The organism is Variovorax saccharolyticus (assembly GCF_030316765.1).
Classification (GTDB): domain Bacteria; phylum Pseudomonadota; class Gammaproteobacteria; order Burkholderiales; family Burkholderiaceae_C; genus Variovorax; species Variovorax saccharolyticus.
Window position 1 is genome coordinate 819,520 of record NZ_JASZYT010000002.1, and the last position, 11,554, is coordinate 831,073.

The following is an 11,554-nucleotide window of genomic DNA, read 5'->3' on the forward strand; positions in this document are numbered from 1 at the left end:
GATGGCCCGCCTTGTTTGCTTTCCAAGCCTCGCACCCATGTCTGTCTCCACCCACGGCCTTCGCGTCCGCCGCGGACCTCAAGCGGTTCGTGCGGCGGTGGAGCTGTTCTCGTCGATGCGCTTCGCGATCGCGCTGCTGACCATCATCTGCATCGCATCGATCATCGGCACCGTGCTCAAGCAGCACGAGCCCTTCGGCAACTACGTCAACCAGTTCGGACCCTTCTGGGCCGAGCTGTTCCGCGCCGCCCGGCTCGATGCGATCTACAGCGCCTGGTGGTTCCTGCTGATCCTGCTGTTCCTCGTGATCAGCACCTCGTTGTGCATCGCCCGCAACACGCCGCACATCCTGAGGGACCTGAAGACCGTCAAGGAGGGCATCCGCGCCCAGAGCCTGAAGGCTTTCGGCCAGCGCGCCGAGACCGTGCTCGACGAGACCCCGGACGCGGCCGCCAAACGCATCGGCCAGCTGCTCGCGGGCGGCGGCTGGAAGGTCAAGCTGCAACACCGCGAGGGCGACGGCTGGATGGTGGCGGCGCGTGCCGGCGGCGCCCACAAGCTCGGCTACATCGCGGCCCACAGCGCGATCGTGCTGGTCTGCATCGGCGGCCTGTTCGACGGCGACCTGGTGGTGCGGGCCCAGACCTGGTTCAACGGCAAGAGCGTCTACACCGGCGGCGGCCTGATCGCCGACGTCGCGCCCGAGCACCGGCTATCACCGCGCAACCCGACCTTCCGCGGCAACATCCTGGTGCCAGAGGGCGCACAGTCCAGCGTCGCGATCCTGAACCAGGCCGACGGCGTGCTGCTGCAGGACTTGCCGTTCTCGATCGAGCTCAAGAAGTTCATCGTCGAGTACTACTCGACCGGCATGCCCAAGCTGTTCGCGAGCGAGGTCGTGCTGCACGACCGCGAGACCGGCGAGCAGTTCGCCAAGCGCATCGAGGTCAACCATCCGGCCAGCTACAGGGGCGTCGAGATCTACCAGTCGAGCTTCGACGACGGCGGCTCCAGCGTGAAGCTCAAGGCGGTGCCGATGGGCGCGGCAGCCAAGCCCTTCGAGATCGACGGCACCATCGGCGGCAGCAGCGAGATCACCAACGGCAGCGAGCGGCTCACGCTCGAGCTGGTGGCGCTGCGCGTGATCAACGTCGAGAACTTCGCCGACGGCAACGGCGGCGCCATGACCAGCGGCGCCGACGTGCGCAAGGTCGACCTGCGGCACGATCTCGAGTCGCGCCTGGGCGCCGCCAACAAGACCAACAAGCCCAAGGTGCTGCGCAACATCGGCCCGAGCATCGGCTACAAGCTGCGCGACGCCGCGGGGCAGGCGCGCGAGTTCCAGAACTACATGGTGCCGGTCGACACCGGCGACGGCCAGCCGGTGTTCCTGCTCGGCGTGCGCGAGCGGCCCGAGGAGCCCTTCCGTTACCTGCGCGTGCCGGCCGACGAACAGGGCTCGATGGATGGCTTCGTGCGCATGCGTGCCGCGCTGGCCGACGCGAAGCTGCGAGATCGTGCCCTCGACCGCTATATCGCGCGTGCCGCCGATCCCAAGCGACCCGAGCTGGCGGCCCAGTTGCGTGGTTCCGCCGCCCGGGCGCTGGCCCTGTTCGCCGGCACCGAGCGCGCCAAGGCCGATGCGGTCAGCAGCGGCGGCTGGCAGGCGGTGGCCGAGTTCATGGAAGCCAACGTGCCCGAGGCGGAGCGCGAGCGGGCGGCCGCGGTGCTGGTGCGCATCCTCAACGACGTGCTGTTCGAAGTGCTCAACCTGAGCCGCGAGCAGGCCGGCCTGGCCGTCATGCCGCCCGACGAGAAGTCGCAGACCTTCCTCACGCAGGCGGTGCTGGCGATCAGCGACGCCCACTTCTATCCGGCGCCGGTCGCGATGATGATGAGCGACTTCAAGCAGGTGCAGGCCAGCGTCTTCCAGGTGGCGCGAGCGCCGGGCAAGAACATCGTCTACCTCGGCTGCCTGTTGCTGATCGTGGGCATTTTTGCGATGCTGTACGTGCGCGAGCGCCGGCTGTGGGTGTGGCTCGCGAAAGACGGCGGCAACGTCCAGGGCAGCGCGGCGACCCTGGCCTACTCGGTCAATCGCAAGACCCTCGACAGCGACCGCGAATTCGAGCACCTGAAGCACAGGCTGCTCGCCATCAGGAAAGACAACGCGCCATGACCACCACCACGCTCACGCTCAACGACAGCTGGCTTTCGCGCCGCAACGCCCTCGACTGGGTGTTCGCGCTGCTGGTGCTGGCCGGGGCCGCTTTCGCCTTCTCGCGCTATCACGGCGCGATGGACTTCTACGAGCAGACCATCCTGGTGGCGACCGTCCCGGCAGCGATCTGGCTCGGCTGGTTCTGGCGGCCGCTGCGGGTGCTCGCGATCGTGGTCGCGGCCGCGGCGCTGCTGGCCATCGCCTCCTACCAGGGCGACCTGGCGCGTGCCGACAGCGTCTTCTGGCTCAAGTACTTCCTCTCGAGCCAGTCGGCCATCCTCTGGATGAGCGTGCTGTTCTTCATGAGCACGCTGTTCTACTGGATCGGCTTCTTCGGCGGCCGCCAAGGCGACGCCATGGACCTGATCGCCTCGCGCCTGGCCTGGGCCGCGGTCACGATGGCGCTGATCGGCACCATGGTTCGCTGGTACGAAAGCCACCAGCTCGGCCCGGACATCGGCCACATCCCGGTCAGCAACCTGTACGAGGTGTTCGTCCTGTTCTGCTGGCTCACCGCCGCCTTCTACCTGTATTTCGAATGGCGCTACCGCACGCGCGCGCTCGGCGCCTTCGTGATGCTGGTGGTCAGCGCCGCGGTGGGCTTCCTGCTCTGGTACACGCTGGTGCGCGACGCCCACGAGATCCAGCCGCTGGTGCCGGCATTGCAGAGCTGGTGGATGAAGCTGCATGTGCCGGCCAACTTCATCGGCTACGGTACTTTCTCGCTGGCCGCCATGGTCGCCTTCGCCTACCTCATCAAGGAGCAGGCCGACGAGTCCCGCTGGTACAAGCTGACGCCGATCTGGCTGCTGGGCGTGGCGCTGTGCTTCGTGCCGGTGGCCTTCCGCCAGCGGGTGCAGGAGGCCGGCGGCAGCTACTGGGTCGGCTACGCCGCGATCTCGGCGCTGATCGCCGCCGGCATCCTCATGGGCCGCAAGCGCATCGCGGCGCGGCTGCCGGCCAACGAGGTGCTGGACGACGTCATGTACAAGTCGATCACGGTCGGCTTCGCCTTCTTCACCATCGCCACCGTGCTGGGCGCGCTCTGGGCCGCCGACGCCTGGGGCGGCTACTGGAGCTGGGACCCGAAGGAAACCTGGGCCCTGATCGTCTGGCTCAACTACGCGGCCTGGCTGCACATGCGGCTCGTGAAGGGCCTGCGCGGCACGGTCGCCGCCTGGTGGGCGCTGGCCGGGCTGGCCGTCACCACCTTCGCCTTTCTCGGGGTGAACATGTTCCTGAGCGGGCTGCACAGCTACGGCACCCTGTAGGCGCCCCGGTCTTTCGCCCGTGAAATGATCCGCAGGCGCCGTTCCGGCGTAACCGGATCGGTGTCGGCAACGAACTCACCCTGACAAACGACTCAGGCGAAAGGCAATCCATCATGTTGATTCAGTCCCGCGACGACGGCTTCATCCACCCGCGTTCGAGCGAGATCACCCCCCGTGCCGCCTACGAAGGGCGGCGTGAGATGCTGCGCTGGCTGGCCGGCGGCGTCGCCGGTGCCGCCATGGCCTCCTGGGCCGCGCGCGATGCCATGGCCCAGGCAGCCGCCCCGGGCAAGCTGGCGCCTTTGCCGGGTGCGAAGTCGACGGTCGCCGGCGCCCAGACGATGGAAAAGCTGACCGACTACAAGGACGCCACCAGCTACAACAACTTCTACGAATTCGGCACCGACAAGGGCGATCCGGTCAAGAACGCCGGCACCCTCAAGACCCGGCCCTGGACGGTCGAGGTCGAAGGCCTGGTCAAGAAACCGGGCAAGTACGGCATCGAGGACCTGATCAAGCTCAGCGCCCAGGAAGAGCGCATCTACCGCCTGCGCTGCGTCGAGGGCTGGTCGATGGTGATTCCCTGGGTCGGCTACTCGCTGTCCGAACTGATCAAGAAGGTCGAGCCGCAGGGCAATGCGAAATACGTCGAGTTCCTGACCCTCGCGGACCCCAAGACCATGCCCTTCGTCGGCTCGCGCGTGCTCGACTGGCCCTACGCCGAGGGCCTGCGCATGGACGAGGCGATGCATCCGCTCACGCTGCTCACCTTCGGCATGTACGGCGAGGTGCTGCCGAACCAGAACGGCGCCCCGGTGCGCATCGTCGTGCCCTGGAAGTACGGCTTCAAGAGCGCCAAGTCGATCGTCAAGATCCGCTTCGTCGAGAAGGAGCCCGGCACGGCCTGGAACAAGGCTGCGGCGCAGGAGTACGGCTTCTATTCGAACGTCAACCCGAACGTCGACCACCCGCGCTGGAGCCAGGCGACCGAGCGCCGCATCGGCGACGGCAGCGGCCTTTTCGCGAAGCGAACCAAGACCCAGTTGTTCAATGGCTACGAGGCCCAGGTCGGCCAGCTGTATGCCGGGATGGACTTGAAGAAGAATTACTGAGACTTTGCGGGACAGACCAAGAAACTGCGCAGCAGTTTTTGCTCTGTCCTCAACTGACTAGAAAAGACATGAACAAGCTGCTGCTGCACCCCGCCGCCAAGCCCCTGGTGTTCGTGCTGTGCCTGCTGCCCTTCGCGTGGCTGTTCTACGGCGCGCTGACCGACGGGCTCGGCGCCAACCCGGCCGAATACCTGATCCGCGCGACCGGCGACTGGACCCTGCGCTTCATCTGCATCGTGCTGGCCGTGACGCCGCTGCGCGTCATGACCGGGACCAATGCGCTGGCCCGCTTTCGCCGGATGCTGGGGCTGTTCGCGTACTTCTACGTGGTGCTGCACCTGCTGAGCTACAGCTGGTTCGACATGGGCTTCGATGTGCCCGAGATCGCCAAGGACATCGCCAAGCGGCCGTTCATCCTGGTCGGCTTCTCGGCCTTCATGCTGCTGACGCCGCTGGCCGCCACTTCGTTCAACCGCGCGATCAAGGCGCTCGGCGCGAAGCGCTGGCAGGCGCTGCACAAGCTGGTCTACGTGATCTCCGGCCTCGGGCTGCTGCACTTCTTCTGGATGCGCGCGGGCAAGAACAACTTCGCCGAAGTGTTCGTCTATGCCGCGATCATCGGCCTGCTGCTGGGCTGGCGCGTCTGGAACTTCGCGCGCAAGAAGAGGGAAGGCGGCCAGGTGCCGCGGCCGATCACCGCAGCAACCCGGGGGCCAGTCAGTCGTTGAAACGCTCGCTTGCGAGCTGGTCGTCGATAGACTCGCGGCGCCGGATCAGCGTCGCCTGCGTGCCGCTCACCAGCACTTCGGCCGCGCGGCCGCGCGTGTTGTAGTTGCTGGCCATCGCCATGCAGTAGGCACCTGCGGACAGCACCGCGAGCAGGTCGCCCGACTCGACCCGCAAGGCACGGTCGCGGCCGATCCAGTCGCCGCTCTCGCAGACCGGGCCGACCACGTCGTAGGTTGCCGCCTCGCCGGCGCGCCGCGTGACGGAAACGATCTGATGGAAGGCCTGGTACATGGCCGGCCGGGGCAGGTCGTTCATGGCTGCATCGACGATGCAGAAGTTCTTTTCCTCGCCCGGCTTGAGGTAGAGCACCTCGGTCACGCAGACGCCGGCGTTGCCGACCAGCGAACGCCCCGGCTCGACGATCAGCCGGCGGCGTCCGAACCCGCGGGCGTCGAGGCGAGCCAGCAGCTGCTGCCAGAGCGCGTCGGCTGCGGGGGGCGTGTCTCCGTTGTAGTCGATGCCCAGGCCGCCGCCGAAGTCGAGGTGGTGCAACGGAACGCCCGCCTTCTCGATCGCCTCGACCAGGTCGAGCACGCGCTCCAGCGCCTCGAGGTAGGGCGAGGCGTCGGTGATCTGCGAGCCGATGTGGCAGTCGATGCCCACCACCTTCAGGCCCTTGAGCGAAGCCGCATGCAGGTAGATCGCGACCGCGCGGTCGTGGGCGACGCCGAACTTGTTGCCCTTGAGTCCGGTCGAGATGTAGGGATGCGTCTTTGGATCGACGTTCGGATTGATGCGGATGCTGACCGCCGCAGGGCGTCCCTCTTCGAGCGCCACGGCGTTGAGCACATCGAGTTCGGCCTCGCTTTCGACGTTGAAGCAGCCGATGCCGGCGGCCAGCGCCTGGCGCATCTCGGCGCGGGTCTTGCCGACGCCCGAGAAGATCACCTTGGCCGGATCGGCGCCGGCGGCGAGCACGCGCGCCAGTTCGCCGCCCGAAACGATGTCGAAACCGCAGCCGGCCTCGGCGAAGACGCGCAGCACGCCGAGCGAGGAGTTCGCCTTGATGGCGTAGCAGACCATGGCATCGCGGCCCTCGAAGCCGCGCTGGTAGGCGGCGAGGGCGTCGAGCATCCATTGCTTCGAATAGACGAAGAGGGGCGTGCCGTGTTCCTGCGCGAGGGCGGCGAGCGGCAGGCCTTCGACCTGCAGCGCGTCGCCCTGGCGCGCGATGTAGGGGTGGCCCGGGAGCAGGGTCGCCGCGCTCACTTCGAAGCCCCTGCGGGTGCGCGGCTGGTGCTTGCCGGGTTCGGCGCGTCGGCGTCCTGCGAGGTGCTGGCGGGTGGCGTGGGCAGCAGCAAGCCGGGGAGGGTGGTGCGGTCCTTGGCGATCGGATCCGTGGGCAGGTACAGCGCGCCCCTCTGGCCGCAGGCCGTCAGGCCGACCCCTACGAGCGCGAGGCCTAAGGCGCTCACTAGAATTTGGCGAACTTTCAACATGGCGAAATTGTAATGACCGACCCCGAGTACATGGACCGCGCAGAAGCCGCGCTGGCCGCGATCGAGCGCAGCTGCGACCGCATCAACGATGAAAGCGATGTCGACATCGACAACCAGCGGGTCGGGGGGATGATCACGATCACCTTCCGCAACGGCAGCCAGCTGATCGTCAATCTGCAGAAGCCGCTGCAGGAGATCTGGCTGGCGGCCCGCTCGGGCGGCTACCACTACCGCCACGACGGCCAGGCCTGGGTCGACACCAAGACCGGCGAGGAGTTCTTCGGCAACCTGTCGCGCGAGGCGACCCTGCAATCCGGCCAGCCGCTCCAGTTCATCTCCGGCTGAGCGCTCCTCCAGGCCGGCGCAGCCCGGCCCCTGACGCTAGTTCCTGAAGAGGTCCAGGATCCGGCTGCGCTCTTCGACCGGCGCCGGTGCGCTGATCGGCGGCGCCGCAACCGCCTCGGCCGGCGGCGTCGGCCCGCTCTCGACGCCCAGGCTGGCGACGCCGCGGCCCGGCGCGTAGTCGTCGTAGTACCACTCGCCGCCGACGTTCACCACGCCCGGCGGCGCCGGCACCTCGGCCACCGGCACGCCCTTGATCGCGGTCTCCATGAAATTGATCCAGATCGGCAGGCTCAGGCCGCCGCCGGTCTCGCGGTCGCCGAGCTTGCGCGGCGTGTCGTAGCCCATCCAGGCCACTGCCGCCATGGTCGGCTGGAAGCCCGCGAACCAGGCGTCCAGCGAATCGTTGGTGGTGCCGGTCTTGCCGTAGATGTCGGTGCGCTTGAGCGTCGCCTGCGCCTTGGCGGCCGTGCCGCCGCTGGCCACGGACTGCAGCAGGCTGGCCATCAGGAAGGCATTGCGCTGCGGCACCGCGCGCAGGGTCTCGTTGAGCAGCGGCGGCTGCTTGTCGATCAGCACCTTGTCCTTGTGGTCGGTGACCCGGGTCACGAGGTAGGGATTGACGCGGTAGCCGCCGTTGGCGAACACCGAATAGGCGGTCACCATCTGCATCGGCGTCACCGAGCCGGCGCCCAGTGCCATCGGCAGATAGGCCGGGTGCTTCTCGCGCTCGAAGCCGAAATTGGTGGCCCAGTCCTGGGCGTAGCGCGTGCCGATCGATTGCAGGATGCGGATCGACACCATGTTCTTCGACTTCATCAGCGCCCGGCGCATCGACATCGGGCCCTCGAAGTTGCCGTCATAGTTCTTCGGCTCCCAGGGCTGGCCGCCGGTGGTGCCGGCATCGAAGAACAGCGGCGCGTCGTTGATCACCGTGCTGGGCGTGAAGCCCTTCTCGAGCGCGGCCGAATAGATGAAGGGCTTGAAGCTCGAGCCCGGCTGGCGCCAGGCCTGCGTCACATGGTTGAACTTGTTCTTGTCGAAGTCGAAGCCGCCGACCATCGCCTTGACCGCGCCGTCGCGCGGGTCGACCGCGACGAAGGCGCCTTCGACTTCGGGCAGCTGGGTGATTTCCCAGGCGCCCTTGGGCGTCTTCACGACCCGGATCACGGCGCCGCGGCGGATCTTGATGTTTGGCGGCGCCTTGTCGGAAAGTCCCGACTGCGCCGGCTTCAGGCCTTCGCCGGTGATCTGCACGGCGTCGCCATTGCCCCGGACCGCCTGGATTTCCTTGGCGTTCGCCTTCAGCACCACCGCCGACATCACGTCGCCGTTGTCGGGATGCTCGGCCAGCGCGTCATCGACGGCCTCGTCCAGTTCCTTGGGATTGTTCGGAAGTTCGACGAACTTCTCCGGTCCACGGTAGATCTGGCGCCGCTCGTAGTCCATGATGCCGCGGCGCAGCGCGCGGTAGGCAGCAGCCTGGTCGGCGGCCACCAGCGTGGTGTAGACCTTGAGTCCGCGGGTGTAGGTGCTGTCGCCGTACTGGGCGTACATCAGCTGGCGCACGGTCTCGGCGACGTATTCGGCGTGCAGGCGGCTCGGGTCGGCGGCGTCGCGCAGGTGCAGGTCCTCCTTGCGCGCCTGCGCGGCCTGCTCGGCGCTGATGAAGCCGGCTTCCTGCATGCGGTCGATCACGTACAGCTGGCGGCCGCGCGCGCGTGCCGGATTGTTGACCGGGTTGTTGGCCCCGGGCGCCTTCGGCAGCCCGGCCAGCATGGCGGCCTGGGCGATCGTGATCTCCGACAGGGGCTTGCCGAAATAGGCCTCCGACGCGGCCGCGAAACCATAGGCCCGATTGCCCAGGTAGATCTGGTTCAGGTAGATCTCGAAGATCTGGTCCTTGCTCAGCAGATGCTCGAGCTTGAAGGTCAGCAGCACCTCGTAGATCTTGCGGGTCAGCGTCTTTTCAGAACTCAGGTAGACGTTGCGCGCCACCTGCATCGTGATGGTCGACGCACCCTGGCTCTTGGCCCGGTTCATGTTGGCGATGCCGGCCCGCAGCATGCCCTTGTAGTCGACGCCGCCGTGGTCGTAGAAGCGCGCATCCTCGGCCGCCAGCACCGCGTCCTTCATGATCTTCGGGATGGTCGCGATCGGGGTCAAGTTGCGACGCTCTTCACCGAACTCGCCGATCAGGATCCCCTCGGCCGAGAAGACCCGCAGCGGCAGCTTCGGCCGGTAGTCCGCGAGGTCCGAGATGTCGGGCAGATTGGGGTAGGCCACGGCCAGCGCGACCGCGATCACGCAGACCAGCGCGACCGCCCCGGCCGCCACGATGCCGAGGCTCCACAGGATGAAGCGCAACAGCCATGTCAGCCAGGTCGGGCGTTTGGGAACGGGAGCCTTTGAAGGCCCTTTGGGTCGAGATGTTTCGGGCATTGAGGCTGTTGGAGTCTGAGCGCATTATAAAAACGCGCCGTCGTAGGACGGTGCCGCCGTAGCAGTTAGGACCCAAGTACTCTTATTTGTGACGTAAGTTGCAGTTCCAAACCGTTACGTCGACTTTTGACAACGATTGCTCACTCGCCAGGGTTGGGACGCTTGGTTGGGCTCGCACCTTGCTGCTAGCATGCAACCACACGCAATTATTTCCAATCGTTACAAACGGATGGGATCGAACTTGACTGCTTTCGGATCGTTGTTTCGCCGCCAGCCCGCGCCTCTGCTCGGGCTGGACGTCAGTTCTTCCAGCGTCAAGCTGGTCGAGCTGGGCCGTGACGCGAGCGGCAGGCTGGTGCTCGAACGCTGTGCGATCGAGCCCCTCGAACGTGGCTGGATCACCGACGGCAACGTCGAGAAGTTCGATGAAGTCGCGGAAGCCGTGCGGCGTGTGGTCCGCAAGAGCGGCACCCGTACCAAGAACGTCGCCCTGGCGCTGCCGCCTTCGGCCGTGATCACCAAGAAGATCGTGCTGCCCGGCGGCATGAGCGAGCAGGAACTCGAGATCCAGGTCGAGTCGGAGGCCAACCAGTACATCCCGTTCTCGCTCGACGAGGTGAGTCTGGATTTCTGCGTCATCGGGCAGAGCGCCAATTCGGCCGGCGACGTCGAGGTCCTGATCGCCGCTTCGCGCAAGGAAAAGGTCCAGGACCGCCAGGGCCTGGCCGAGGCCTCGGGCCTCAAGGCCGTGATCCTCGATGTCGAGTCCTATGCCTCCCGGCTCGCCACGGCGCGCCTGATCGAGCAGCTCCCGGGCCAGGGCCAGGATGCGGTGGTGGCTCTGTTCGAGGTCGGCGCGTTCACCACCAGCATGCAGGTGTTGCGCAACCAGGAAGTGCTTTATGACCGCGACCAGGCTTTCGGCGGCGCGCAGCTGACCCAGCTCATCGTGCGCCAGTACGGCTTTTCCGCCGAAGAGGCCGAAGCCAAGAAGCGCAGCGGGGACCTGCCCGACGACTACGGCGCAGGCGTGCTCAAGCCCTTCGTGGCCAGCATCGCGCAGGAAATCGCCCGGGCGTTGCAGTTCTTCTTCACCAGCACGCCGCACAACCGCGTCGACTATGTGCTGCTGGCCGGAGGGTCGGCGGCGCTGCCCGGTCTCACGACGGCGGTCACGCGCCAGACGTCGTTTGCCTGTTCGCTGGTGAATCCCTTCGATGGCATGGAGATCGGCAGCGGCATCCGCGAGAAGAAGGTGCGGCGTGAGGCGCCGTCCTACCTGACCTCCTGCGGCCTGGCGATGCGGAGGTTCCTGCAGTGATCCTGATCAACCTGCTCCCGCACCGGGAGGCCGCGCGCAAGCGTCGGCGCGAGACCTTCTACGCCACGCTGGGCTTCTCGGCCTTGCTGGGCTGCCTCATCGCCGGCGCCGCCTTCCTCTGGTTCGAGGCCCAGATCTCGAGCCAGCAAGCGAAGAACACGCTGCTGAAGACCGAGATCACGAAGCTCGAGACCGAGATCAAGGAAATCTCGACCCTCCAGGCCGAGATCGCAGCCCTGCGCGCACGCCAGACCGCGGTCGAGGACCTGCAGGGCGACCGCAACCTGCCGGTGCACCTGCTCAACGAACTCGTGCGGCAATTGCCCGACGGCGTCTACATCACGAGCATGAAGCAGGAAAACCAGACCGTCACGCTGCAAGGCATGGCGCAGTCCAACGAGCGGGTCTCCGAACTGCTGCGCAATCTGGGCAACAGCAGCCCATGGCTGGTCAAGCCCGAGCTGATCGAGATCACCTCGGCGAACGTGACTCTGAGCGCGCGCGACGTGCGGCGCGTGGCGAACTTCAAGATGCGCATCGGTCTCAAGCGGCCGACCGACGCCCAGAAACCAGCCGCCGGCACGCCGGCAGCCGTCAAGGCGAAGGGGTAAGCGGCC

Annotated in this window: 10 protein-coding genes; 7 read left to right on the forward strand and 3 right to left on the reverse strand. The window is 66.7% G+C overall.

Annotation, left to right across the window (positions count from 1 at the left end; genetic code table 11):
• The first annotated feature begins 37 nt into the window (after positions 1 to 37).
• The 4 genes from QTI45_RS09990 to msrQ all read left to right on the forward strand — a co-directional run bounded on the left by QTI45_RS09990 (position 38) and on the right by msrQ (position 5,332).
• Positions 38 to 2,179: a cytochrome c biogenesis protein ResB gene (locus QTI45_RS09990; protein WP_286654229.1), complete on the forward strand. Its 2,142-nt coding sequence runs from the start codon at positions 38 to 40 to the stop codon at positions 2,177 to 2,179.
• The gene (ccsB, locus tag QTI45_RS09995; protein WP_286654230.1) at positions 2,176 to 3,492 is read left to right on the forward strand and encodes a c-type cytochrome biogenesis protein CcsB; all 1,317 of its coding nucleotides are present in this window, start codon (positions 2,176 to 2,178) and stop codon (positions 3,490 to 3,492) included. Before QTI45_RS09990 ends, ccsB begins: the two co-directional genes overlap by 4 nt.
• A gap of 113 nt (positions 3,493 to 3,605) precedes the next feature.
• Positions 3,606 to 4,604 carry a protein-methionine-sulfoxide reductase catalytic subunit MsrP gene (gene msrP, locus QTI45_RS10000; RefSeq protein ID WP_286369063.1) on the forward strand — a complete coding sequence of 333 codons (999 nt, stop codon included), beginning with the start codon at positions 3,606 to 3,608 and terminating at the stop codon, positions 4,602 to 4,604.
• 68 nt (positions 4,605 to 4,672) lie between these two features.
• On the forward strand, positions 4,673 to 5,332 hold the full coding sequence (gene msrQ / locus QTI45_RS10005) for a protein-methionine-sulfoxide reductase heme-binding subunit MsrQ (RefSeq protein WP_286654231.1): 660 nt from the start codon (positions 4,673 to 4,675) through the stop codon (positions 5,330 to 5,332).
• On the opposite strand, the gene lysA is transcribed toward msrQ, so the two are convergent.
• Both lysA and lptM read right to left on the reverse strand, forming a co-directional pair.
• On the reverse strand, positions 5,322 to 6,602 hold the full coding sequence (gene lysA / locus QTI45_RS10010) for a diaminopimelate decarboxylase (protein ID WP_286654232.1): 1,281 nt from the start codon (positions 6,600 to 6,602) through the stop codon (positions 5,322 to 5,324). The genes msrQ and lysA overlap by 11 nt on opposite strands.
• On the reverse strand, positions 6,599 to 6,808 hold the full coding sequence (gene lptM / locus QTI45_RS10015) for an LPS translocon maturation chaperone LptM (protein ID WP_286369066.1): 210 nt from the start codon (positions 6,806 to 6,808) through the stop codon (positions 6,599 to 6,601). Before lptM ends, lysA begins: the two co-directional genes overlap by 4 nt.
• Before the next feature lie 36 nt (positions 6,809 to 6,844).
• Between lptM and cyaY the strand changes: the two genes are divergently transcribed.
• Positions 6,845 to 7,177 carry an iron donor protein CyaY gene (cyaY, locus tag QTI45_RS10020; protein WP_286654233.1) on the forward strand — a complete coding sequence of 111 codons (333 nt, stop codon included), beginning with the start codon at positions 6,845 to 6,847 and terminating at the stop codon, positions 7,175 to 7,177.
• Positions 7,178 to 7,213: 36 nt separating this feature from the next.
• On the opposite strand, the gene QTI45_RS10025 is transcribed toward cyaY, so the two are convergent.
• The gene (locus tag QTI45_RS10025; protein WP_286654234.1) at positions 7,214 to 9,616 is read right to left on the reverse strand and encodes a penicillin-binding protein 1A; all 2,403 of its coding nucleotides are present in this window, start codon (positions 9,614 to 9,616) and stop codon (positions 7,214 to 7,216) included.
• 241 nt (positions 9,617 to 9,857) lie between these two features.
• On the opposite strand from QTI45_RS10025, the gene QTI45_RS10030 reads away from it, so the two are divergent.
• Together QTI45_RS10030 and QTI45_RS10035 are read left to right on the forward strand one after the other, a co-directional pair.
• A complete protein-coding gene (locus QTI45_RS10030; RefSeq protein ID WP_286369069.1) occupies positions 9,858 to 10,937 on the forward strand; it encodes a pilus assembly protein PilM in 1,080 nt (359 codons plus the stop codon).
• Positions 10,934 to 11,548: a PilN domain-containing protein gene (locus QTI45_RS10035; RefSeq protein WP_286654235.1), complete on the forward strand. Its 615-nt coding sequence runs from the start codon at positions 10,934 to 10,936 to the stop codon at positions 11,546 to 11,548. Before QTI45_RS10030 ends, QTI45_RS10035 begins: the two co-directional genes overlap by 4 nt.
• Positions 11,549 to 11,554: the final 6 nt, after the last annotated feature.